The following is a 22,860-nucleotide window of genomic DNA, read 5'->3' as shown; positions in this document are numbered from 1 at the left end:
TTCAGCTAAGCACGCGCTCTCGTCCCTCACACGTGACTGCGGTCACGACTTCGGCCCTCTCGCGCGTGACCGGGGTCGTTCGCGATCGTGACTCCCGGGACGGGATCGCCGCCCCGACGCTCCGTAGCGTCCTCGGCATGAACGTCACACAAGTCCCGCCCGCCCCCGGCACGAGGTCGGTCGCTCCGCGACTGGCGCTGGGACCGCTCGGCATCACCGTCCGAGTCGTCGTGGCCATCGGCATCCTGATCATCGCCAACCTCGTTCCCGCGCTCGCGACGGGCCTCCTGGTCCTGGTGCCCGGGGCGTCCGAGGTCTTCGGCGGATCGTCGCCGTGGGGCTTCGGGCTCGCGGTCGTCCTCCAGTCGCTCGTCCTCGGCACCGTCGTGCTCGGTGTGTGGGGGTGGATGAACGGAGTCGAGCGCGCGCCGCTCCGCGCGGCCGGATGGAGCGCGAACAGGCTCTCGGCCGTGTGGCTCCTGCTCGGCATCGGGCTCTCCGCCGGAACGGTCGTCGCGGTGACAGCGCTGATCCCCGCCGACGGTCCCGTCCGGAGCGATTCGACACACTTCTCCGGGCAGACGGGTCCGGTCATGATCTCGTTGCTGATCGCGTACTCACTCGGCCTCGCCTTCCTGCAGCAGGGGATCCCGGAGGAGCTGCTCTTCCGCGGGATGCTGCTCTGGCGACTGCGGGAGCGCCCGATTCTCGCCGTGGCTGTCACCACTCTCGCGTTCACGCTGATCCATCTCGTGTCCAACGGCGGGCAGCAGTCACCGTGGGAGCACGTGCTGTATCTCGCACTGCCCTTCGGATTCGCCCTGCTCGCGGTCGGCCTGCTCTTGTGGACGGGCTCGCTCTGGGCTGCGGTGGGGGTGCACGGCGGATTCCATGTCGGCACCGTGATCGCCGGCACGCTCCTCCCGCCGGTGACTCCTGCCACATCCTGGCTCGCCATCGGGTCGGTGCAATCCGTCATCGGCGTCGCCCTGATCGTCACCGCACTGCGCCACGGCAGACGCATTCCCGATGGGACGACGGCTCGCCCGTGACACGCACATCCCCTCCCGCGACGCAAGCCGCCTGGCATCCGCGCCCTCCTCGTGTCTGCTGGTCTCTCCACAGAGAGAACGAGGGATGCCATGGGAGTTGCACGCTGGGTCGGTACCGGAGCCGTGGGGCTGGCGGGAGCCGTGCTCGCACGAACGGCGATCGGTCGCGCGGTCGCCGCGGGAACGGTGGCCTACCGCGTGTGGACCGACCCGAAGGTGCAGAAGGTGCGCCGCCGGGTCGTGGCGAAGATGCGGAAGCAGCGCGTGAAGCGCTGAGCTCAACGGCCGGGCACCACGCCCAGCACGACGCACGCGATTCCCGCGGCAGCCAGGACGCCCGCGTACAGCCACCGGTGATCCATGTCGATCGCGCGGGTGTAGTAGCCGTTCACGCGAGCCGCGGTCGCCGGAAAATGCAGCCACGCGGTGGCGAGGAGCACGAAGGGCGCGGCGAGCGCCACGAGGAAGACGGCGTACGCGGTCCACCTGAGCGCGGGATGATCGCTGACGCCGTCGGCGATCCGACCGGTCATGTACATGATCGGCAGCGTCGTGAAACCGATGATCGAGCAGCTCACCCCGAGCACGTAGTAGCTCCACGAGTGCGCGCGGCTCTTCACCGGCTTGGTCCGCGGCGCGCGGATCGGTACCCGGAGGCGCCAGACGACCATGGCGACCGCGCCCGCGAGGAACAGCGCACCCGCGGCCAGATCGACGCGGCGGTCCAGCACCGCTTCGGTGGCCTGGCGCTCGGCCGCCGACACGAACTCGGTCGGGTCGAAACTCTGCAGCGCGAGGTAGAGGATGGTGGCTCCGGTCGCAAGGCCCGCGACCATGAACGCCATGCGCGGGATGACGCGGACGTTCTGCGCCAGCATGTCGGCCGTGGCGCCGTAGAGCGCGGGGTTCAGGCCGAGCGTCAACCCGAGCCCGACGAGTGTCGTCAGCGCCGCTGTCCACCGGGTGAGGTCATCCACGTGCGGACTCCTCTCGGGCAGGGGCGGATCCCGGATGCCACGGGTCGTGCCATCGTATCGGCGGGCACCGTCATCCGAAAGGCAGGGGCGACAGCGGTTTGGTCACCCCGAAGGCGAACGTCGTGTCGATGGACGCGAGCGACGGGATGGCCCGGAGGTGCTCCCGGAGCAGGCGCTCGTATTCTTCGAAGCTCGGGGTGACGATGCGCACGAGGTAGTCCCAGTCGCCCGCGAGGAGGTGCGCCTCCACGATGTTCGGGAGAGCCCGCAGACGCTCCTCGACGGCGTCGACCGTCGCCCCCTCGTGAGAGGCGAGACGCAGGCGGACGAACGCGGTGATCGTGAGGTCGACGGCCTTCGGAGAGACGACCGCACGGTATCCCTCGATGATGCCGGCCTGCTCGAGCTGGCGAACGCGGCGAAGACACGGCGACGGCGACAGGCCTACACGGTCGGCGAGGTCTTGATTGGACAGCCGGCCATCGCGCTGGAGTTCGCCCAGAATGCGGCGGTCGATCTCGTCAAGGACGTGCATGGAGCAGATTCTGCCAATATTCGACTCCACAGAGCAATATTCGCAATCGACTGCGCACGCCGCGTTCCTACGCTGACCAAGTGACCTCGTTCGCCCTCTCGCCGCGTCTCGCCCTGTCGCGCGGCACGCTCATCGGTGTCGCCGCTCTTTCCGGCGTCGTCGCGCTGTGGTCGGCGTTCGCACTGTCGACGCGCGCGATCGAGGGAGCAGGCCTCACGACCGGCGATGCCGCGATCCTGCGCTTCGCGGTGCCCGCGCTCCTTCTCACCCCGTGGATCCCCCGCACACTGCGCGCCGTGCGCGGCGCCGGCGCCGGCGCACTCGGTCTCGTGCTCCTCGCCGGACTCCCGCACTTCCTCCTCTTCGCGTGGGGCGCAGAGCTCACCTCGGCCGGGCTGACCGGTCTCCTCGTCCCCGGCACGGTTCCGCTCTTCGTCACGCTCCTGCTCTTCCTCCGTCACCGCACACCCGTCTCGCGGCGACGTCTCGGCGCTCTCGCCGCCATCGTCGTCGGTGTCGCGGCGAGCGCGATGCTCCGAGGCGGCACGGCCGATCTCGGCGGGGTCGCCGTGCTCCTGGCCGCGGGCCTCGTCTGGGCGCTCTACACGGTGGGGCTGGCATCCCTTCGACTGGATCTGGTGAGCGTCATCGTCGTCATCAGCGTCACCTCCGCGATCGTCGCGCTCGCCCTGGCGGTGACCGGCGTGCTCCCCTCGCACCTGCTCGCGGGGACGCTCCCGGCTCCGCAGATCGCGACGTACGCGCTGGTCCAGGGCGTCGGCACGGGCCTGCTCTCGACCGCGTGCTACGTGCTCGCCGTGAAGCACCTCGGGAGCAGCCTGGCCTCGAGCGCCGGGGCTCTCAGTCCCGTCCTCACCGCGGTCGTGGCCGTCCCGCTGCTGAACGAACCGCTCACCGCGGGCCTCGCGATCGCTCTCGCGCTGATCGTGTCGGGCGTCGCGGTGTTCCACCTGGCGCCGCGGCGCTGAGCCCGCGGCATCCGTTCTCCGCGTGGTTCCGAATACGGGGTGACGGGCATGCCGCGTGCGCCCGTCGGGAATGAGGGATGCCATGGACACCGAAACCACCACGGACGCACGTGCCGTTCGCCGACCGCGCTCCTGGATCTGGGCCCCCCTCACCGGGATCGTCTCGGCTCTCGTTCTGCTGGGCGGCGCCGAGGTGCTGGCGGCGATCTTCGCACGGTCCGCCAGCCCGGTCCTCGCCGTCGGCTCGTTCATCGTCGACATCGTGCCGCGTCCGCTGAAGGAGCTGGCGATCACGTTGTTCGGCGAGTCCGACAAGATCGCGCTCCTGGTCGGAGTGGGTCTGGGCGCGGTCGTCGCCGCCGCGGTCGCAGGCGCGCTCGAGTACCGGTTCCGCTTCGTCGGGGCAGTCCTCCTCGCGATCGGTGGGGCGCTGGCCACCGCAGCGATCGTGACCCGCGCCGGGGCCGGCGCCCTGGCGTGGCTGCCGCCCGTCGTGGGCACCATCGCCGGCGTCGCGATCCTGCTCGTCCTGACCGCGCGGCTGCGCCGCTGGGCGGCCGATGCCGCGGCCGCGGATGCTCCCGCTGCCGGGGTGGATCGTCGCGGATTCTTCATCGTCTCGGGGATCGCCGCTGCGACCGCGATCGTCGTGGGCGTCGGCGCCCGTGTCGTGAATGTCGCGACGGCGTCGGTCGCGGCCGCCCGCGACGCCCTCCGCCTCCCCGCGGCGCGCAGCACCGTGACCGTCCCCGCGGGCGCCGACCTCGGCGTGCCCGGTGTGACGCCGATCATCACGCCCAACGCGGACTTCTACCGCGTGGACACGGCCCTCACCGTCCCGAATGTCGACCCCACGACCTGGAGGCTCTCGATCGAGGGAATGGTCGACACGCCGATCGAGCTGAGCTTCGACGACCTCGTCGGCATGGGTCTCGACGAGTACGGCGTGACCCTGACCTGTGTGTCGAACGAGGTCGGTGGCAACCTCGTCGGAAACGCGATCTGGACCGGAGTCCCCATCCGCGACGTGCTGCGCAAAGCGGGTCCGCAGAGCGGAGCGGACATGGTGCTGTCCGAGAGCGTCGACGGGTACACGGCATCCACTCCCCTCTCGTCTCTCGTCGACGACAACCTCGACGCCATCTTCGCGGTGGCCATGAACGGCGAGCCGCTGCCGTTCGAGCACGGCTTCCCGGTGCGCATGGTCGTTCCGGGACTGTACGGATACGTGTCGGCGACGAAGTGGGTCACCAAGCTGACCGTGACGCGCTTCGATCAGGCGGAGGCGTACTGGACGCCCCGCGGCTACGCGGCCGAAGCGCCGATCAAGATGTCGTCGCGCGTGGACACCCCGAAGATCGGCAATCCTGTCCCGGCGGGCAACGTGGTCATCGCCGGTATGGCGTGGGCGCAGCCTGTCGGCGTGCAGGCCGTCGAGGTGAGTATCGACGACGGCGACTGGCAGCAGGCCACCCTGTCGACCCCGATCAACGATCAGTCGTGGGTCCAGTGGAAGCTCGACTGGAACGCCGATGCGGGCACGCACTACATCGTCGTGCGCGCGCGGGACAAGCAGGGCAATCTGCAGGTCCAGGAGCAGGCCGCCATCGCACCGAACGGATCGAGCGGGTGGCAGCGCACCCTCGTGACCGTCAGCTGACGAATACGCCCTGTCAAGTGCTGGTGTCCGCCTCCCCCGAACGAGAAGATCGGAAAATGCCCTCAGCAAGCATTCCCGAGCGTTCGACCCTGCGCCGGTGAGCGCGCCCGTGCAGTCTCCGCCCGGCGACGCCGAGCCCGACGGCCGCGACGGCGGCGAGCGTCCGCTCGCCAGTTTCCGCCGTGTGCTCCCGACCGACTGGGACGATCAGGTCGATCAGTTCGCCATCGTCAAGCTCGACGGCGGGGGTTTCGTGCGCGGGTGGAACCTCGGCGCGGAGCTCATCAAGGGCTACACCGAGGAAGAGATCGTCGGCTCGCACTTCTCGCGCTTCTACCGCGAGGAGGATCGACGGCGCGGCGTTCCGGATACCCTCCTGGCGGCCGCCCAGCGCGACGGTCACGTCGAAGACACGGGATGGCGAGTCCGCAAAGACGGGACCGAGTTCTGGGCGCGCGTCACCATCTCGGCGATCCGCAGCGACCAGGGGCAGGTCCTCGGATTCGTGAAGATCGTGCGCGACCTGACGAGCGAGAAGCAGGCTGCCGACGAACAGGCAGCTCTTCAGCGCACGTTCGCCCACGACCTGCTCTCCCCGGTGACCGCCCTGCGCGGCTACCTCGACCTTCTCGCCGACGAACTCCCCGCGGACCACCGGCTGTTGCGCCTGGCGTCCGAGGCGAGCGAACACCTGGTGGCGATGGCGCAGGCCCTCATGACGGACGCCACGACACGGCCCGAGCGCGGGCAGAGGCGGGCGACGCTCGATCTCATCGCACGGGGGGCCGTCGCACTCGTCCTGCCGGGTGGGAGCCCGGGGCGCGTCGTCTTCGGTCGAATGGATGCCATCACGGTCGCGGGGGACGTGCTCGGCCTACGCCGCGCCGTGGCGAACGTCGTCGAGAATGCGGCGAAGTACTCCGACGACGAGATCACGATCGAGGCGTACGAGACCGACGAGGGGGCGGTGGTGTCGGTGAGCGACCGAGGCCGCGGCATCCATTCCGACGATCTGCACCGCATCGTCGAAGAGGGTGAGCGCGGACGTTTCGCGGACGCCCAGGACGGCGGCAGCGGTATCGGTCTCGCCAGTGTCCAGCGCGTGGTGACCGAACACCACGGCGTCCTGCGGATCACCAGCGAGCCGGGAATGGGAACCCGGGTCACCATCTCGATCCCGCGGGCCGACGAGTTAGATTTCTGAGGTCGCCAGCGTCGCCCCCGCGCGTTCGATCTCGGCCAGCGCGGCCGCGCTGGAGGCCGGGTGGACGCCGGCGACGAGGTCGGTGAAGACGCGCACCGCGCGACCGGCAGCGACCGCGTCGAGAGCCGACGCGCGGACGCAGTAGTCGGTCGCAATGCCCACGATGTCGATGTCCCGGATGCCGTGGGCGTCGAGGATGTCCGCCGCCGTCTGGTCGTCGTCCGAGACGCCCTCGAACAGCGAGTACGCCGGTCGCCCCTGCCCCTTCTTGAGGTGATGGGTCACCCGGCTCGCGTCGAAGACGGCGTCATACTCGGCACCCTCTGTCCCCGCCACGCAGTGCACGGGCCACGAGTCGATGAAGTCGGGCGCGGTCGAGAAGTGGCCGCCGTTGTCGTCGTCGCCGTGATGCCAGTCGCGCGAGGCGACGATGACGGCGTACTCGTCGGCGTGCGAGGCGAGGAAGCGCGAGATGCGCTCGGCGACCGCGTCGCCTCCCTCGACTCCGAGCGCCCCGTGCTCGGTGAAATCGTTCTGGACATCGACGATGAACAGTGCCCTGGTCATGTGTCGAGCCTACGCGCGCTCCCGCGGGTGGCGGGCTATCCGTTGCTCGCGCCGCGGCCCGCGCTCGCGCCGGTGGCGGGCTGCGCGCGGTCGCGACGCCACAGCTTCGACGGCCACCAGATCGCCGAGCCGAGGTCGTACGCGAGCGCCGGGACGAGGAGCGAGCGCACGACGAAGGTGTCGAGCAGGACGCCGAAGGCCACGATGAACGCGAGCTGGGCGAGGAAGAGGATGGGGATCACGCCCAGCGCCGCGAAAGTGGCCGCGAGCACGAGGCCCGCCGACGTGATGACCCCACCCGTCGCGACGAGCCCGCGCAGGATGCCGGAGCGCGTGCCGTGAGCGAGGGATTCCTCGCGCACCCGCGACATCAGGAAGATGTTGTAGTCGACCCCGAGGGCGACGAGGAACACGAAGCCGTATAGCGGAACGGAAGGGTCCGCGCCGGGGAAGTCCAGGGGCCCGTTGAAGACGAGGGCGCTCACGCCCAGCGCCGCCCCGAACGACAGGATGACCGTGCCGATGAGGAGCACCGGCGCGACGATCGCGCGCAGCAGCGCCATCAGGATCAGCAGGATCACCGCGAGGACGATTGGGATGATGAGCGTACGGTCGCGGATCGACGTGTCGATCGAGTCGATGTCGGTCGCGGTCACCCCTCCCACCAGGGCCGTCCCCTCCCCCAGAGCGTCGGCGAGATCGACGCGGAGCTGACGGACCGTGTCGTCGGCCGCGGCCGAGTCAGCCGTGTCGGCGAGCGTCGCGGCGAGGAGGACCTGCCCGTCCGACACGGTGGGCGCGGGTGCCGGTGTCCCCGGAGGGCCGAACGCGGTCGTCACGAGGCTTCCATCCACCGCCTGGACGGGCGCCTGTCCCCCGGTCGCCTCGGTGGAGAGGACGGCGACCGAGTCGATGCCGCTTGCGCGATCGAGCACCTCGACCGCTGTCACGGCACGGTCCTCGGCCACCAGGACGTACGCGGGGCTGCCCGAGCCGCCCGGGAAGTGCTCGGCGAGTGCCGCCTGGCCGTCGCGGGCTTCGGATGCGCCCAGCACGAGGTCGCTCGAGGGGACGCCGTCCGCGCGGAGCTGCGTCAGACCCGCGCACGCCGCGAGGAGGACGACGGTGCAAACGACCCACACCGGTCGCGCTCGTCGGGCGACGAAGCGCGCCTGGCGGGGCCACAACCCTCTCACCGGGGCGGTGAGGTCGTCGGGGAGATCGGTCGCCCCGGCCTTGGGGAGGAAGGGCCAGAAGGCCGCGCGCCCGAACAGGGCGAGAAGAGCCGGCAGGAACGTCAACGCCGACAGCACGGCGAAGGCGATGCCGATCGAGGCGATCGGACCGAGGGCGCGGTTGGTGGCGAGGTCGGACAACAGCAGGCAGAGGAGCCCCGCGATCACGGTGCCACCCGAGGCCAGGATCGGCTCGACCGCTCCCTTCCACGCCCGGATCGTGGCATCCCACCGCTTGTCTCCCGCTCCGATCGCCTCGCGGAACCGCGCCACGTACAGCAGTGCGTAGTCGGTCGCCGCCCCGATGACGAGGATGAACAGGATGCCTTGCACCTGACCGTTGAGCACGACGATGCCCGCGAACGCGAGCCACCACACCGTCAGCAGCGCCACGCACAGGGCGAACACCGAGGTGAGCAGCACGAGGATCGGCAGGAGGGGCGACCGGTAGACGACCACGAGGATGACGAACACGGCGCCGAGGGCGACGATCAGCAGCAGACCGTCGATGCCGAGGAAACCCTTCACCAGGTCGGCCGTGAACCCCGCGGGACCCGTCACCCACGCCTGTACCCCGGCGGGGACGTCTGAGGCGACGAGGGTCCGCACGGCCTCCACGACCTCGCGCACCTCTCCGGAGCTGTCGAGGGGCAGGAAGATCTGCGCGGCCTGCCCGTCCTCGGAGACGACGGGTGGGGATGCCTCCCCCTCGACTCCCTCGAGTTCGGCGGCCGCGGTGGCGAGAGTCTTCAACGCCGTCAGCTGCGCGTCCGAGAGCGCCGTGCCGTCCGTCGTCTCGGCGACGATGAGTGCCGGGATCGTGTCGCCGCCGGTGAAGTCGGTGAGACGCTCGCTGACGCGCGTGGCATCCGCCGACTGCGGAAGGAACGACGACTGGTCGTTCGTCGCGACCTCGTCGACCTTGCCGAAGAACGGGCCGCCGATCGATCCGCCGACCACCCAGATCAGCACGAGCAGGCTCGGGATGCCGATGCGCAGCCAGCGTGAGACGCGCGGCGCGACGCGGTCGCGGCGAAGAGCAGGGGTCGAGGTGGAGCGAGCCATATCGCTAGCTTATCTAGCTACATGACTTTCGCGCCAGTTCTCACCCCCGCGCGAAGAGCACCACGATCGACAGCACGAAAGCGACGAGTCCGAGCCCGAGGATCCCGGCCGCGAGCAGCGAGACGAACCGCACCACGGGAGAGGCACGCGTGAGACGCATGCGGTGCGCGCTTCCTCGGCGATAGAAGATGTCGGCCATGTCGGCAGACCCGATCTTCGCGTCGTCGTGGGAGGAGAGCGGGGCTTCGTTGACCCCACCGCGATCGTCGAACCACCGGACCACGCGACCCCCGTCGACCTCCTCGACCACGGCACGGGCCGGGAGCCAGGTCCCGTCGGCGAGCAGCAGCACGACGGCGAGGAGGGCGAGCAACGTCCCGCCGCCCAGCCCCACCCACGTGAAGATCTCGATGACGGCGTCGAGGGCGTTCGACACGGGGGTCTCCTGCGGGTCGCGGACGGGACGGCCTCCGTCGGGCCAGGGCAGAACGGGTGACGTCAGCCTAGCGGGCCGCCTCGATAGGGCTCGCGAGGCGACGCGTCCACACCAGCGCGAGAACGAGCGGGACCGCCGCGACCACGCCGAACGACATGTCGATCAGCTGCCACCCGAGCGGCAGTCCACGGAGCGCGCCCGCGATGGCCGCGAGCGGCACGATGCCGGCGCACGCGATGAGGCCCCAGACGATGACCCAGACATTGCGCACGGGATCGACGAGCGGCCCGAGGAAGGCCACCGCGATGAGCAGATGGGCGAACGCGAGCCAGTCGGTGCCGTACGCGATGAACGGATACGCCGCGGCCGTGGCATCCAGGCCCTCGGCGACCCGGTTCACCCACCACACGGCGCCCGGCAGGATCGAGCCCACGTTCAGCTGCGCCAGCACGTCCCGCGCCAGAGCGAGCTCCTCACGGAGAGGGAACGCGGTCGCTCCGCTCACGACGAGACCGACGACGACCACCGTCAGACAGAAACGGACGCGGCGCAGTAGTGCGGGTGCGAGGGTCATGCGGCCTCCCGGGCTGTGCTCCCGAGAGTACGACCGCGGCCGCCGTGCCGCCGCGAGATGCCTCGATGACGAGCGACCGCGCCGAGGGAGACCGCCGCCGCGGGGACATGTCGAGATCGCGAGCCTCGGCACCGCCGCGCCACAGCCGCCGCGAACGGCAGAAGGCCCGGGGTTGTCCCGGGCCTTCTGTGGTGGAGCCGCCTAAGGGAATCGAACCCTTGACCTATTCATTACGAGTGAATCGCTCTGCCGTCTGAGCTAAGGCGGCGTGTGCGCGCTGTCGCGTGCACGATCATCGATCTTACATGCTCCAGCGCGTGTCGACGCACGCGTCAGTAGTCGCCGGACGCCGAGAGGTCGGCGAGGATCTCGCGGCTCGACGACAGACCCAGCCGCGTGGCGCCCGCGGCGATCATCTCTTCGGCCGCGGCGCGGGTGCGGATGCCCCCGGATGCCTTGACCTCGGCGCGATCGCCCACGGTGCGCTTCATGAGCTCGACCGCGTGCACGCTCGCGCCGCCGGCGGGGTGGAAGCCCGTCGAGGTCTTCACGAAGTCGGCGCCCGCGGCGACCGCCGCCTCGCAGACGGCGACGATGGCGTCGTCGGAGAGTGCAGCCGACTCGATGATGACCTTGAGGACCGTGGGCGCGGGAGCGGCGGCACGCACGGCGCGGATCTCGGTCTCGACGATGTCGTAGCGTCCCTCGATCGCCGCGCCCACGTCGATGACCATGTCGATCTCGTCAGCACCCTGGGCGACGGAGAGCGCCGCCTCGGCGGCCTTGACCTCGGCGTGGTGCTTTCCGCTCGGGAAACCGCACACGACCGCGACCTTGAGCCCGGCGGGCACCTCGACGGGCAGGAACGACGGCGACAGGCAGACGCTGTACGTGCCGAGCTCGGCGCCCTCGGCGATGATGCGCTCGACGTCGGCGCGCGTCGCCTCGGGCTTGAGCAGCGTGTGGTCGATGTAGCGGGCCAGGTCGGTGACGGGCGCGGTCATGGGGACTCCTTCGGGTGGGACGTGAACCAGCCTAGGTGTTCCGACCTGCGCGGCGGCGAGACGGAGCGGACCGCCCTCACTCGCAGCGCAGGCCGTCTTCGGGCACGGTTCCGTCGACGAGATAGGCGTCGACGGCGTCGGTCACGCACGCCTTGCCCTTGTTGTAACCGAGGTGGCCCTCGCCGACGTTCGTGATGAGGACGCCCTGCGAGAGCTGCTCGGCGAGCCGCTGCGCACCCACGTAGGGCGTAGCGGGGTCGCCCGTGGTTCCGATGACGACGATGGGCGGCGAGCCCTCCGCCGTGATCGCTCCGCGCGTCCCGGTCGGCGGAGCCGGCCATGAGGCGCAGACATCGACGCCCTCCCAGTACGGGGCCGTCGTCGGAGCCGCTTGGGCCAGACGTTGACGGAACGCCTCGTCATCGGCATCCGACCCCTCGTCGGGGTAGTCCATGCAGTTGTACGCGATGAAGGCTTCCATGGTGTTGCTGGCGTAGCTGCCGCCCTGGCGATCGTTGTAGAAGTCGGCGAGCTGGAACGCGACGTCGGCGCGACCGTTGCCGACGTCCGTCAGGGCTGCACGCAGGTACGGCCAGCTGTCTTGGCTGTAGAGCGCGGCGACGATCGCCGTCATGAGCGTGTCTCCGCCGAGCTGACGCCCGTCGCTCGCCGTGATCGGGCGCGCGTCGACCCGGGCGAGCGTCGCGGCCAGGTCGGCCATCGCGTCGTCGACGGAGCCCGCGTACGGACACTCCGACATGGTGAGACAGTCGGCCATGAAGGCGCGCAGCGACTGCTCGAAGCCCTCGGCCTGACCGATCGAGGCTTCGGACTGCGACTGGGTCGGGTCGATGCCCCCGTCGAGCACCATACGGCCGACCCGTTCGGGGAAGAGTCCCGCGTAGGTGGTGCCGAGGAACGACCCGTACGAGAAACCCAGGTAGTTGAGCTTCGGGTCGCCCAGGACCGCGCGCAGCAGGTCCATGTCGCGCGCGGAGTTCTCAGTGCTGATGTAGGGCAGGATGCCGTCGCTGTTCGCGTCGCACGCCTGGGCGAAGGCGGCGGCGCGCTCCTTCAGGGCCTGCTCGCGTTCGTCGCTGCCGCGCGCGCCGGGCGGGATGTCGTAGAAGTAGCTGTCGAGACCCTTCGCGTCGTAGCAGCTGACCGCCGTCGAGGCACCCACGCCGCGGGGATCGAAGCCGATCACGTCGTACGCGTCGGCCAGCTTCTGGTCGACGAGGATCGACAGCGACGACTTCACGAGGTCGACGCCACTGGCGCCGGGGCCGCCGGGATTGGTCAGGAGCGAGCCGAGCGGCTTGCCGGAGGTCGCGCGGTGTCGGACGACAGCGAGCTGCAGATCGCCCTTGGAGGGATCGCTGTAGTCGCGCGGGGCCGTGACCGTGGTGCAGTCGAGGCCGGTGCCGCACTCCTCCCAGGTCAACGCCTGCGAGTAGTAGGGCAGTAGCTCGGGGGCCACGCCGTCGGTCTGCGGCGCGAGAGAGGGCCCCGGGGCCGGCGCGGCGGGCGGGATCTGGGCGTAGAGACAGCCCGAGAGGGCGAGGATCGCGGTCGCGAGCCCCGCGACCAGGGCGACGACACGACGACGCGCGTTCACGGCGCCGACCCGTCGGCCACGGTGATCAACAGACTCTCGAGCGCGAGCAGGGGGGCCGCGTTCTGCTCGAGATTGCGCCGTGTCTCGGAGATCCGATCGAGCACGCCGAGCGTGCGCGCCGGAGACCACTCCCCCGCGAGCACGCGGAGGTCGTCGACGCGCTCGCTGTTGACCAGATCGGTGTCGCGGCCGAACTGCAGCATGACGACGTCGCGGAAGAGCGACTGCAGGTCGGTCAGCACGCGATCGATTCCGTCGCGGAGGCTCCGTGTCGCCCGCCGCTTCTGGTCGTCTTCGAGGGCGTTGACCTGGCCGCGCACCGACGGGGGTACCGCGGCGCCCTCGGCGACACCGAGCATGCGCAGCAGGTTGCGTCGCTCTTCTTCGTCTCGGGTCGCGGTCAGCGCCTTGGCGTCGTCGGTCGCGAGCCGCACGATCCGGCCGGCGACCTCGACGGCGTCGCCGATGCCGCGGACGCCGAGGACCGCGGCGAGCGTCTCTGCCCGACGGGCGCGCGCGTCGTCGTCGGTCGCGAGCCGCTGGGCCATTCCGATGTGGCGCTGCGCGTGCCGGGCCGACTCTTCGGCGACGTCGGGGGCGGCCCCCGTGCGCTCGACGATGAGTGCCGCGACGTCGGACACCGAGGGCTCGCGCAGGCGCAGGACGCGAACCCGCGAGCGGATCGTGGGCAGCAGGTCGGCGTCGCTGGGCGCGCAGAGCACCCACACCGTCTGCTCGGGCGGCTCTTCGAGCGCCTTGAGGAGGACGTTGGAGGTGCGCTCGGCCATGCGGTCGGCGTCTTCGACCACGATGACGCGGTACCGCCCGAGCGAGGGGGCGAACGAGGCGCGTTCGACGAGCCGGCGTGCCTCGTCGATGCGGATGACGACCTGCTCGGTCCGGAGCGCCGTGAGGTCGGGATGGGTACGGGCGATCACCTGACGCTGCGCGGGTACGTCACCCGGGTCGGCGATGAGCGCGGCCGCGAAGGCGTACGCGAGGGTGGAACGGCCCGACCCCGGAGGCCCGGTGATGAGCCAGGCGTGCGCGAGAGCCGAGGGGTCGGAGGCTGCCGCCTGCAGCGTCTGTACGGCCTCGGGCTGCCCCCACACGGCGTCCCAGGGGAACGGTGCGGGAACGGCCACGTCGGGTGAGGAGTCGAGCACGGCGGGCATGCGTTCCACCCTAGACGGGGGTTCCGACGACGCCGCTGGCGATCCGCTGTGCGCTCGCCTCGTGAAGCGGCGTCACCCGATGAGCGACGCCACGGCCTCGCGCACGCGGGCGGCGAGGAGGGGCACGGGCTGGCGTGCGTCCAGCACGAGGAAGCGTTCGGGCTCGGCCGCCGCGAGGGTCAGGAATCCCGCGCGCACCCGAGCGTGGAAATCTTCCCTCTCGGCCTCGAGCCGGTCGAACGGCTTGGCGTCTGCGTCGAGGCGCGTCCGGGCCGCAGCGGGGTCGAGGTCGAGGAGCACGGTCAGGTCGGGCAGCAGCCCGCCGGTAGCCCACAGCGACAACTCGCGGATGTCGTCCGAGTCGAGCACCCGCCCGGCCCCCTGGTACGCGACGGAGGAGTCGAGGTAACGGTCCTGGATGACGACCTCGCCGCGCGCGATCGCCGGCCGGACGACGGTCTCGACGTGGTGCGCGCGATCCGCGGCGTAGAGCAGAGCCTCGGCGCGCGGCGCGATGTGTCCGCGGTGGTGCAGCACGATGTCGCGCACGAGGACGCCCACCTCGGTCCCGCCGGGTTCACGCGTGCGGACGACCTCGCGGCCGCTCTCGCGAAGCCATTCTTCGAGGAGCGCCGCCTGCGTGGTCTTACCCGCGCCGTCGCCGCCCTCGAACGTGACGAACAGCCCGGGTCCCCCGGCCGTCACGGCTCGGGGAGCGCGCGGCGGCCGGGTCGAATCCGGGGTCACGACTTCTTCGCCGGGGCCTTGCGGGTGGTCGTCGTCTTCCGCGCGGCGGTCTTCTTCGGCGCAGGGCCCTTGGCACGCTTGTCGGCGATGAGCTCGACGGCGCGCTCGAAGGTGATGGCCATGGCATCCTCACCGCGCGGGACCGTGGCGTTCGTCTCGCCATCGGTGACGTACGGACCGAAGCGGCCGTCCTTGAGCTTGATCGGCTTGCCGCTCACGGGGTCGGCGTCGAACTCCTTCAAGGCGCTCGACGCGCGACGTGCACCGTACTTGGGCTCGGCGTACTTCGCGAGGGCCTCTTCGAGCGTGATGTCGAAGATCTGCTGCTCGTTGTCGAGCGAACGCGAGTCGGTGCCCTTCTTCAGGTACGGGCCGAAGCGCCCGTTCTGCGCCGTGATCTCGGCACCCGACTCGGGGTCGACACCCACGACACGCGGGAGCGACAGCAGCTGCAGCGCGGTGTCGAGGTCGACGGTGTCGACCGACATCGAGCGGAACAGCGACGCGGTGCGCGGCTTGGGAGCAGCGTCCTTCTTCGTCGTCTTCTTCTTCGGCTGCTCGACGACCTCGCCCGTGGCGGGGTCGACCTCTTCGGGGTCCTCGGGCTCGACCTCTTGCACGTACGGACCGAAGCGGCCGTCCTTCACGACGACGAGCTTGCCGTTCTCAGGGTTCTCCCCGAGCACACGGTCACCGGCCACGGGGGCGTCGATGAGCTCCTGCGCCTTCTCGGGGGTGAGCTCGTCAGGCGCGAGATCCTCGGGGATGTTGACGATGCGCGGCTTCGCCTCGGGATCGGCGCCGGGCTCGGTGACCTCGAGGTACGGGCCGTACTTGCCGAAACGGAGCGTCGCGGTGTCGGTGATCCGCGTGGAGTTGAGCTCACGCGCGTCGATCTCGCCGAGGTTGTCGACGATGTGACGCAGACCGATCTGCTTGTCGGAGCCGAAGTAGAACTCCTTGAGCCACTCGGTGCGACGCTGCTCGCCGCGGGCGATCGCGTCGAGGTCGTCTTCGAGGGCCGCGGTGAAGTCGTAGTCGACCAGGTCGGCGAAGTGCTCCTCGAGCAGACGGACGACGCTGAACGCGAGCCAGCTCGGAACGAGCGCCTGGCCGCGCTTCGTGACGTACCCGCGGTCGAGGATCACGCCGATGATGCTGGCGAAGGTCGAGGGACGACCGATCCCCTTCTCTTCGAGCGCCTTGACGAGGCTCGCCTCGGTGTAGCGCGGCTTCGGTGAGGTGCTGTGCCCCTTGGGCTCGACGTCGCTGACGGCGAGCTCGTCGCCCACGGCGACCGCGGGCAGCGACTGGTCTTCGTCGTCGTCACGGCCGTTGCGCTTCTCGTCAGCGCCTTCCTCGTAGGCCTCGAGGAAGCCCTTGAAGGTGTAGACGGTTCCGGATGCCGTGAACTCCGCGACCTTCTCTTCCGCCTGGACCGTGAGGGTGACGGTGGTCGTCTCGTACTTGGCATCCGCCATCTGGCTGGCGACGGTGCGCTTCCAGATGAGGTCGTAGAGCTTCTGCTCGTCGCGGTCGAGTGAGGAGGCCACGGACGCCGGGGTCCGGAAGGTCTCGCCCGAGGGGCGGATGGCTTCGTGCGCTTCCTGCGCGTTCTTCGACTTGCTCTTGTAGACGCGGGGGTTGGCGGGCACGGCCTTGTCGCCGTAGAGCGACACCGCCTGGGCGCGAGCCGCCGAGATCGCCTGGGCGGAGAGCGCGACGGAGTCGGTTCGCATATAGGTGATGAACCCCTTCTCGTAGAGCCGCTGTGCGACGCCCATGGCGTGCTTGGCGCTCATCGAGAGCTTGCGACCGGCCTCCTGCTGCATCGTGGAGGTCGTGAAGGGGGCACGGGGGCTGCGGGTTCCAGGCTTGGCCTCGACCTTGGCGACCGTCGCGCGTCCGGCGGCGGTCACGGCGTCGGCGAGCGCGCGAGCCTGTGCCTCGTCGAGGACGACGACGGCCTTCTTCAGCTGACCGTTGTCGTCGTAGTCGCCACCGCGTGCGATCGGGGCTCCGTCGAGCCGGTTCAGCCGCGTGGTGAACGACGAACCCGCCTGCGACGCGCGAGCCTCGACATCCCAGTACGACGCCGACACGAAGGCCATGCGCTCTCGCTCGCGCTCGACCACCATGCGGGTCGCCGCGGACTGCACGCGGCCCGCGCTGAGCGCGGTGCCCTCGCGGCCGGAGCCGACCTTGCGCCAGAGGACCGGCGAGACGTCCCACCCGTAGAGGCGGTCGAGGACGCGACGGGTCTCCTGCGCGTCGACGAGCGAGACGTCGAGGTCGCGCGTGTGCTCCGCGGCGTCGCGGATGGCGTCCTTCGTGATCTCGTGGAAGATCATGCGTCGCACGGGGACCTTCGGCTTCAGGACCTCGAGGAGGTGCCACGCGATGGCTTCGCCCTCGCGGTCACCATCAGTGGCGAGCAGGACTTCGTCGGCCGTCTTCAACGCCCGCTTCAGCTCGGCGACCGTCTTCGTCTTGCGGTCGTTGACGACGTAGTAGGGGTCGAAGTCGTTCTCGACGTCGATCGAGTACTTCCCGTATGCCGCCTTCTTGTCGGCCGGGATTTCTTTCTTCGACGCAAGGTCGCGGATGTGCCCGACCGAGCTGAGGACCTCATAGTCGTCACCGAGGTATCCCTGAATCGACTTCATCTTGGTCGGGGACTCGACGATCACGAGCTTCTTGCCGTTTGCCACTGGGGTCCTTTCTTCGCTGCACACCATACACACGCATTCCTGGTGGGGTTCCCGGAGACCGCTCGGGCGGTCGTATCGGGAGGACCGGCCCGCGAGTGTGCATCGAACGGAATTCCACCGTACGCCGTGCCGACGGTCACCGTGGCGACGAGACCGTCGAGCACGCACTCCTCGAGGGTCGCTCCGTCCGCCGCAGCGACCGCGGCGGCGGCGTCGCAGGGTACGCCGTCGACGGCGCCGCTCACCGTGTCGGCGGCGGCGAGGGCTGCCGCATCCGCCGTCCCGGCGAGCTTCTGAGCCTGGACGGCCGCGCCGCACGCCGCGGCGAGCGCCACGGTCAGACCGACGGTCACCGCCGTGATCCCGACGACGGTGACGACCCCGGGCATCACTCGCCCCCGTCCAGAGCGCACGCTCTCGCCGTCACGGGCGGGAGCGGGACGGAGAGCGGTAACGGTGCCGACGAGTCGACGCAGACGAGTCCGCCGGCCCGCGACACCGACATGGATCCGCCGACCTCGCTGACCGCGGTGAAGGCTCGCGCCTCGTCACCGCGCCCGAGCATTCGCGCGGACTCCGCCGACACGTGTTGGAGCCGAACGGCCGTCGCCGCCGACGCCAGCACGCCCACGCAGAGCGCGAGGACGATGATCACCGCCGGGACCGCGACCGCGAACTCGGCGGTCACCGATCCGCGTTCATCGCGCCACATCCCCCTCACGAGAGGCTGCTCACTGAACCGTGAGTGCACGGCGGACGAGATCGGTCAGAATGCCGCGCACTTCATCGCTCCTCATGATGACGACAAGCAAGCCGGCGAAGGCCACGGCCGCCATCGTCGCGATGGCGTACTCCGCCGTGGCGGCGCCGCGGTCGTCCAGGAAGAGTGCTCCGGCACGGCGGGTCGTCAGAGGGGGAAGGGCGGGCACGGCGCAAGCGGATGCAGCGGGTGAGAAGAACGGGGCGGACATGGAGACCTCTTTCATGGATGTGGACGGATCGGACGGACGCATCAGAACGGCGAGACGCCGGATCGGAGGATGCCGACCATCAGCGGCGCGACGGCGAGCAGGAGGAAGGCTGGGAGGGTGCACACCCCGAGCGGGAGGAGAAGTCGCGTGGAGAGCCGTGCTGCGGCCTCTCGGCCCGCGGTCCGGGCCGCCCGTCGGGCGAGCCACGCGTCGCCGCGGAGGAGTTCACCCGCGGGAACACCGGCGCGCAGCGACAGGTCGAGTGTCGCCTCAGCACGCCGCACGTCGTCGTCGACCGCGGCAGCATCGGCGCGGTGTCGCTCTCCGGAGATGAGGGCACGCGCGCGTTCGATCGAGGCACCAGCGGAGAGGGCGACCGCGAAGAGCTCCGCGGTCAGACCCGGGACGGCGGGCGGAGGCGTCGCGCTCCGCGCCAGGCGCCCCGACCACACCCGCGCGGCGACGGTCAGCGCGAGCCCCACCCCGAGACAGACCTGACCGATCGGATCGGCGACGAGCACCCGGACGGTGTCGAATCCGAGGACCATGCCGAGGGGAACGCCCACGAGCGGAAGTCCGGCGAGCAGGCGCGCGGTCGCGAGCGGCTCGGCGAGAGCGACGCGGACATCGTCGACGATGTCACGCGCCTCGCGCAGCGACGTCCCCACGTCGCGCAATGTGTCGGCGAGAGGAGCCCCGACCGCGGTCGCAACGGCCCACACCGCCGCGATGTCGAGCCACCCCTCGCCCGCCTCGCGAAGAACTCGGGCGACGTCATCGCCGATCGCGGCGGCTTCCGCCGCGTCGTGTCCCACCGGACCCGCGTCTTCGGCGAGATGCCGCCACGCGGTAGCCGTACTCAGCCCCGCCGCCAGCAGAACGGCGAGACGCAGGACGGTGTCGAGGGGGTCCGGTGCAGCTGTGCGCGACCGGCGACCGGGAGCGATCATGTCCACGGCTCCGGTTCGATCAACAGACGCTCATCGTGGACCACGGGTCGACCGACCCCCACGATGCGTCGACCCACGGGAGTTCGTTCGACATGGACGACGACGTCGATGGCGCTGTGCACCTGCCGCGCCGTCGCCGTCGCATCCATGCCCGCGAGCGCCCCCAACGCCTCGAGGCGCGACGGAACGTCGGAGAGGCTGCGCGCGTGGAGGGTTCCGGCTCCCCCGTCGTGCCCCGTGTTCAGCGCCAGGAGAAGCTCGCGGATCTCCTCTCCGCGGCACTCCCCGAGGACGAGGCGATCGGGTCGCATCCGCAGTGCCTCGCGGACCAGACGGGCCAGTCCGATTCCGCCGGCGCCCTCGAGGTTGGGCTGCCGCGCTTCGAGCGCCACGTGATGCGGGTGGTCGGGCCGGAGCTCCGCGACCTCTTCGATCGTGACGAGGCGCTCCCCATGGGGAACCCGGGAGAGCAGAGCGCTGAGCAGGGTGGTCTTCCCCGCCCCTGTGGCACCGGTGATGAGGACGTTGGCCCGCTCATCGATGAGCGCATCGAGGTGCGACCGACCGCGCGCCGTGAACATGCCCGCGGATTCCAGTCGATCGAGGTCGGGCGCATCCCACCGGGGCACACGGATCGAGACCGCCGTTCCTCTCGTCGCGACGGGGAACAGCACCGCGTGCACCCGGATGCCGCGGTCCAGGCGCACGTCCACGCACGGCGACGCGTCGTCGAGATGTCGCCCTCCGAGCGCGATGAGACGCACGGCGAGCCGTCGGATATCGCCCTCCCCCGCTCGCCAGGACGGAACCCGCTCCGCCCCGCGTCCGCGATCGATGAAGAGACCTTCTTCGCCGTTGAGGAACAGGTCGGTGACTGCGGGGTCGTCGAGGAACGGCCGGAGGAAGGACAGCGCCGGGTCGCGCCACACCTCCGAAGGAGGCCGGAGGGAAAGGACGGGAGACATGCCGACGACGGTACGAGGGCGAGCCCGCCTTGCACCGAGCCGAATGTCGGATTCGTGGAGAGATCTTCGAGCTCGCGGCTCGGGGAGAAGAAGTGCCGCCTCACACGGTCCGACAGTGGATCCGGGGCAGAAAAAAAAAGGGGGCGGCATCCCGTCAGTGGGGGGCGAGGGATGCCGCCACGCGCCGGCGGAAATTGGGGGGCTCCCACCGACGCGGATGCCGGAAGCGATGTTCGGGCGTTGCTAGATTACGCGCCTCGGACGGCCGCGCCAACTCACCACGCGCCACCGCGCCCTGATATATCACCTGTTTCTTCCGGCGGGGATGCCAACTATCGGAGGTGGCCGGGTGTCGGAGGCTCTCGCTAGCGTCATCACGGTGACGATGCCTGCGAGGACGCGGCATCCCCTCGACCGCGAAGGAGCGCCGCGATGAGCAGCCAGATCGACCATCTCCTCAATGAAACCCGCCGTTTCGCCCCCTCGGCGGAGTTCGCCGCGAACGCCGTCGCCGACGCGAGTCTCTACAAGCGCGCCGCGGCCGACCGCGAGGGATTCTGGGCCGACCAGGCGAGAGAACTGCACTGGCACACGCCGTTCACGCGAGTGCTCGACTGGTCGAACCCGCCCTTCGCCGAGTGGTTCGGCGACGGCGAGCTGAACGTCGCGTACAACTGCCTCGACCGTCACGTCGAAGCCGGCCACGGCGACCGCATCGCGCTGCGATGGGAGGGTGAGCCCGGCGATCAGCGGAACGTCACCTACGCCGAGCTCACCGACGAGGTGAAGCGCCTTTCCAACGTCCTGATCGGCCTGGGGATCGAGCGCGGCGACCGCGTGGCGATCTATTTGCCGATGATCCCCGAGGCCATCGCCTCCATGCTCGCCGTCGCCCGCATCGGGGCAGTGCACTCGGTCGTGTTCGGCGGCTTCTCGGCCGACAGTCTCCGCTCCCGCATCGACGACGCCGGCGCCAAACTCGTCATCACCGCCGACGGCGGCTGGCGCAAGGGAAAGGTGTCTCCCCTCAAGCCCGCGGTCGACCAGGCGCTCGCCGACCGCAACGGGTCCGGCATCCAAGAGACCGTGGAGCACGTGCTCGTGGTCAAGCGCGGCGAGAACGACGTCGAGTGGATCGACGACCGCGACATCTGGTGGCACGACGTCGTCCCGCAGGCCTCGGGCGAGCACGAGGCTGAGGCGTTCCCCGCCGAGACGCCGCTCTTCATCCTCTACACCTCCGGCACCACCGGGAAGCCCAAGGGCATCCTCCACACTTCCGGCGGGTACCTCACGCAGGCGGCCTTCACCAACCGCGTCGTCCACGACGTGCACCCCGAGACCGACGTCTACTGGTGCACCGCCGACATCGGCTGGATCACGGGCCACACCTACGTCGCCTACGGTCCGCTCGCCAACGGCGCGACGCAGTTGCTCTACGAGGGCACCCCCGACACCCCGCACCCGGGCCGGTGGTGGGAGCTCATCGAGAAGCACGGCGTCACGATCTTCTACACCGCGCCGACCGCGATCCGCTCGTTCATGAAGATCGGTCGCGACGTGCCGCAGAAGTTCGATCTGAGCTCGCTGCGCCTGCTCGGGTCAGTCGGCGAACCGATCAACCCCGAGGCGTGGGTCTGGTACCGCGACATCATCGGCGCCGACACGACGCCGATCGTCGACACCTGGTGGCAGACCGAGACGGGAGCGATCATGATCTCCGCCCTCCCCGGTGTCACCGAGACGAAGCCCGGATCGGCGCAGGTTCCGATCCCCGGGATCTCCATCGCCGTCGTCGACGATCAGGGCGAGCCGGTCGGCAACGGCAGCGGCGGTCTGCTCGTGATCACCGAGCCGTGGCCGAGCATGCTGCGGGGGATCTGGGGCGACCCCGATCGCTTCCGCGAGACGTACTGGGACAAGTTCTCCGACAAGGGCTACTACTTCGCGGGCGACGGAGCTCGTCTCGACGACGACGGAGACGTCTGGCTCCTCGGGCGGGTCGACGACGTCATGAACGTCTCGGGTCACCGCCTCTCGACGGCCGAGATCGAATCGGCCCTGGTGGGGCACGAGGGCGTCGCCGAGTCGGCCGTCGTCGGCGCGTCGGATGAGACCACGGGTCAGGCGGTCGTGGCCTTCGTCATCATCAAGAGCAGCTACCTGAAACAGCACCCGGTCGAGGGGCTCGGCGACGAGCTGCGCAAATGGGTCGGCGAGCAGATCGGCCCGATCGCCCGCCCGCGCGACGTCTACATCGTCGGCGAGCTCCCCAAGACGCGCTCCGGCAAGATCATGCGACGTCTCCTCCGCGACGTCGCCGAAGGCCGGGAGGTCGGCGACACCACGACCCTCGCGGACACCGCCGTCATGAGCGTCATCAGCGCACAGGTGAAGTAGACGACGCGACACGGAAGATCCCGGA

The 22,860-nt window shown here is 70.1% G+C and carries 22 protein-coding genes and 1 tRNA gene; 6 read left to right on the top strand and 17 right to left on the bottom strand.

All coding sequences use genetic code 11. The features are described from left to right. The first annotated feature begins 137 nt into the window (after positions 1-137). Together ACMW4R_RS17605 and ACMW4R_RS17600 are read left to right on the top strand one after the other, a co-directional pair. Complete coding sequence (locus ACMW4R_RS17605; protein ID WP_193751249.1) at positions 138-1,052, top strand: CPBP family intramembrane glutamic endopeptidase; 915 nt, start codon at positions 138-140, stop codon at positions 1,050-1,052. A gap of 90 nt (positions 1,053-1,142) precedes the next feature. Further along, a complete protein-coding gene (locus ACMW4R_RS17600) occupies positions 1,143-1,328 on the top strand; it encodes a hypothetical protein (RefSeq protein WP_058597388.1) in 186 nt (61 codons plus the stop codon). 2 nt (positions 1,329-1,330) lie between these two features. Here ACMW4R_RS17600 and ACMW4R_RS17595 read toward each other — a convergent pair whose 3' ends face one another. Together ACMW4R_RS17595 and ACMW4R_RS17590 are read right to left on the bottom strand one after the other, a co-directional pair. Further along, on the bottom strand, positions 1,331-2,029 hold the full coding sequence (locus ACMW4R_RS17595) for a hypothetical protein (protein WP_058597387.1): 699 nt from the start codon (positions 2,027-2,029) through the stop codon (positions 1,331-1,333). Positions 2,030-2,099: 70 nt separating this feature from the next. Continuing rightward, positions 2,100-2,564 (bottom strand): Lrp/AsnC family transcriptional regulator, encoded by a 465-nt coding sequence (locus ACMW4R_RS17590; RefSeq protein ID WP_418300548.1) that lies wholly within the window; start codon positions 2,562-2,564, stop codon positions 2,100-2,102. 80 nt (positions 2,565-2,644) lie between these two features. On the opposite strand from ACMW4R_RS17590, the gene ACMW4R_RS17585 reads away from it, so the two are divergent. The 3 genes from ACMW4R_RS17585 to ACMW4R_RS17575 all read left to right on the top strand — a co-directional run bounded on the left by ACMW4R_RS17585 (position 2,645) and on the right by ACMW4R_RS17575 (position 6,417). After that, entirely contained in the window at positions 2,645-3,553 is a 909-nt protein-coding gene (locus tag ACMW4R_RS17585; RefSeq protein WP_058597385.1) for a DMT family transporter, read from the top strand. 82 nt (positions 3,554-3,635) lie between these two features. Further along, complete coding sequence (locus ACMW4R_RS17580; protein WP_418300547.1) at positions 3,636-5,213, top strand: molybdopterin-dependent oxidoreductase; 1,578 nt, start codon at positions 3,636-3,638, stop codon at positions 5,211-5,213. A 97-nt stretch (positions 5,214-5,310) separates the two neighbouring features. Then, complete coding sequence (locus ACMW4R_RS17575) at positions 5,311-6,417, top strand: PAS domain-containing sensor histidine kinase (RefSeq protein WP_418300546.1); 1,107 nt, start codon at positions 5,311-5,313, stop codon at positions 6,415-6,417. On the opposite strand, the gene ACMW4R_RS17570 is transcribed toward ACMW4R_RS17575, so the two are convergent. From ACMW4R_RS17570 to ACMW4R_RS17500, 15 genes are all read right to left on the bottom strand, one after another. Next, entirely contained in the window at positions 6,406-6,984 is a 579-nt protein-coding gene (locus ACMW4R_RS17570) for an isochorismatase family protein (RefSeq protein WP_058597383.1), read from the bottom strand. The genes ACMW4R_RS17575 and ACMW4R_RS17570 overlap by 12 nt on opposite strands. A gap of 35 nt (positions 6,985-7,019) precedes the next feature. Continuing rightward, the gene (locus tag ACMW4R_RS17565) at positions 7,020-9,284 is read right to left on the bottom strand and encodes an MMPL family transporter (protein ID WP_418300545.1); all 2,265 of its coding nucleotides are present in this window, start codon (positions 9,282-9,284) and stop codon (positions 7,020-7,022) included. Positions 9,285-9,324: 40 nt separating this feature from the next. Further along, entirely contained in the window at positions 9,325-9,720 is a 396-nt protein-coding gene (locus ACMW4R_RS17560) for a hypothetical protein (RefSeq protein WP_058597381.1), read from the bottom strand. Between the two features lie 67 nt (positions 9,721-9,787). Continuing rightward, positions 9,788-10,294, bottom strand: a complete 507-nt coding sequence (locus ACMW4R_RS17555; protein WP_058597380.1) for a hypothetical protein — start codon at positions 10,292-10,294, stop codon at positions 9,788-9,790. A 192-nt stretch (positions 10,295-10,486) separates the two neighbouring features. Further along, positions 10,487-10,562 (bottom strand) — tRNA-Thr (locus ACMW4R_RS17550). Between the two features lie 64 nt (positions 10,563-10,626). Beyond that, complete coding sequence (gene deoC, locus ACMW4R_RS17545; RefSeq protein WP_058614312.1) at positions 10,627-11,298, bottom strand: deoxyribose-phosphate aldolase; 672 nt, start codon at positions 11,296-11,298, stop codon at positions 10,627-10,629. Between the two features lie 76 nt (positions 11,299-11,374). After that, positions 11,375-12,916: an alpha/beta hydrolase gene (locus ACMW4R_RS17540; protein WP_418300544.1), complete on the bottom strand. Its 1,542-nt coding sequence runs from the start codon at positions 12,914-12,916 to the stop codon at positions 11,375-11,377. Further along, a complete protein-coding gene (locus ACMW4R_RS17535) occupies positions 12,913-14,091 on the bottom strand; it encodes a DNA polymerase III subunit delta' (protein WP_058614314.1) in 1,179 nt (392 codons plus the stop codon). The genes ACMW4R_RS17540 and ACMW4R_RS17535 overlap by 4 nt, the downstream gene beginning before the upstream one ends. 72 nt (positions 14,092-14,163) lie before the next feature. Further along, positions 14,164-14,838, bottom strand: coding sequence for a dTMP kinase (gene tmk / locus ACMW4R_RS17530; protein WP_418300543.1), 675 nt, complete (start codon positions 14,836-14,838; stop codon positions 14,164-14,166). Further along, positions 14,835-17,549, bottom strand: coding sequence for a type I DNA topoisomerase (topA, locus tag ACMW4R_RS17525; RefSeq protein ID WP_058614316.1), 2,715 nt, complete (start codon positions 17,547-17,549; stop codon positions 14,835-14,837). The genes tmk and topA overlap by 4 nt, the downstream gene beginning before the upstream one ends. Continuing rightward, positions 17,525-17,938, bottom strand: a complete 414-nt coding sequence (locus ACMW4R_RS17520) for a helicase (protein ID WP_193751246.1) — start codon at positions 17,936-17,938, stop codon at positions 17,525-17,527. The genes topA and ACMW4R_RS17520 overlap by 25 nt, the downstream gene beginning before the upstream one ends. Then, entirely contained in the window at positions 17,938-18,237 is a 300-nt protein-coding gene (locus ACMW4R_RS17515) for a TadE family protein (RefSeq protein ID WP_193751245.1), read from the bottom strand. The genes ACMW4R_RS17520 and ACMW4R_RS17515 overlap by 1 nt, the downstream gene beginning before the upstream one ends. Positions 18,238-18,280: 43 nt before the next feature. Further along, entirely contained in the window at positions 18,281-18,520 is a 240-nt protein-coding gene (locus ACMW4R_RS17510; RefSeq protein ID WP_058597373.1) for a DUF4244 domain-containing protein, read from the bottom strand. Positions 18,521-18,561: 41 nt separating this feature from the next. Then, positions 18,562-19,470: a type II secretion system F family protein gene (locus ACMW4R_RS17505; protein ID WP_058597444.1), complete on the bottom strand. Its 909-nt coding sequence runs from the start codon at positions 19,468-19,470 to the stop codon at positions 18,562-18,564. Continuing rightward, positions 19,467-20,435 carry a TadA family conjugal transfer-associated ATPase gene (locus ACMW4R_RS17500; protein ID WP_418300542.1) on the bottom strand — a complete coding sequence of 323 codons (969 nt, stop codon included), beginning with the start codon at positions 20,433-20,435 and terminating at the stop codon, positions 19,467-19,469. The genes ACMW4R_RS17505 and ACMW4R_RS17500 overlap by 4 nt, the downstream gene beginning before the upstream one ends. Positions 20,436-20,867: 432 nt before the next feature. Between ACMW4R_RS17500 and acs the strand changes: the two genes are divergently transcribed. Next, a complete protein-coding gene (gene acs / locus ACMW4R_RS17495; RefSeq protein ID WP_418300541.1) occupies positions 20,868-22,835 on the top strand; it encodes an acetate--CoA ligase in 1,968 nt (655 codons plus the stop codon). Positions 22,836-22,860: the final 25 nt, after the last annotated feature.

It is taken from the genome of Microbacterium sp. S1037 (assembly GCF_048381605.1).
In the GTDB taxonomy this organism is placed as follows: domain Bacteria; phylum Actinomycetota; class Actinomycetes; order Actinomycetales; family Microbacteriaceae; genus Microbacterium; species Microbacterium testaceum_B.
The sequence above is the reverse complement of the archived record's forward strand: the minus strand, read 5'-3'. Positions and strand labels throughout refer to the sequence as shown.

What these genes read in the sequence shown, in the direction of transcription:
- ACMW4R_RS17500 (WP_418300542.1), bottom strand. Translation starts at nt 20,435, where the DNA reads ATGTCTCCCGTCCTTTCCCTCCGGCCTCCTTCGGAGGTGTGGCGCGAC.
- ACMW4R_RS17600 (WP_058597388.1), top strand. Translation starts at nt 1,143, where the DNA reads ATGGGAGTTGCACGCTGGGTCGGTACCGGAGCCGTGGGGCTGGCGGGA.
- ACMW4R_RS17505 (WP_058597444.1), bottom strand. Translation starts at nt 19,470, where the DNA reads ATGATCGCTCCCGGTCGCCGGTCGCGCACAGCTGCACCGGACCCCCTC.
- ACMW4R_RS17555 (WP_058597380.1), bottom strand. Translation starts at nt 10,294, where the DNA reads ATGACCCTCGCACCCGCACTACTGCGCCGCGTCCGTTTCTGTCTGACG.
- ACMW4R_RS17565 (WP_418300545.1), bottom strand. Translation starts at nt 9,284, where the DNA reads ATGGCTCGCTCCACCTCGACCCCTGCTCTTCGCCGCGACCGCGTCGCG.
- acs (WP_418300541.1), top strand. Translation starts at nt 20,868, where the DNA reads ATGAGCAGCCAGATCGACCATCTCCTCAATGAAACCCGCCGTTTCGCC.
- ACMW4R_RS17580 (WP_418300547.1), top strand. Translation starts at nt 3,636, where the DNA reads ATGGACACCGAAACCACCACGGACGCACGTGCCGTTCGCCGACCGCGC.
- ACMW4R_RS17520 (WP_193751246.1), bottom strand. Translation starts at nt 17,938, where the DNA reads ATGCCCGGGGTCGTCACCGTCGTCGGGATCACGGCGGTGACCGTCGGT.
- ACMW4R_RS17605 (WP_193751249.1), top strand. Translation starts at nt 138, where the DNA reads ATGAACGTCACACAAGTCCCGCCCGCCCCCGGCACGAGGTCGGTCGCT.
- deoC (WP_058614312.1), bottom strand. Translation starts at nt 11,298, where the DNA reads ATGACCGCGCCCGTCACCGACCTGGCCCGCTACATCGACCACACGCTG.
- ACMW4R_RS17590 (WP_418300548.1), bottom strand. Translation starts at nt 2,564, where the DNA reads ATGCACGTCCTTGACGAGATCGACCGCCGCATTCTGGGCGAACTCCAG.
- ACMW4R_RS17570 (WP_058597383.1), bottom strand. Translation starts at nt 6,984, where the DNA reads ATGACCAGGGCACTGTTCATCGTCGATGTCCAGAACGATTTCACCGAG.
- ACMW4R_RS17510 (WP_058597373.1), bottom strand. Translation starts at nt 18,520, where the DNA reads ATGTCCGCCCCGTTCTTCTCACCCGCTGCATCCGCTTGCGCCGTGCCC.
- ACMW4R_RS17535 (WP_058614314.1), bottom strand. Translation starts at nt 14,091, where the DNA reads ATGCCCGCCGTGCTCGACTCCTCACCCGACGTGGCCGTTCCCGCACCG.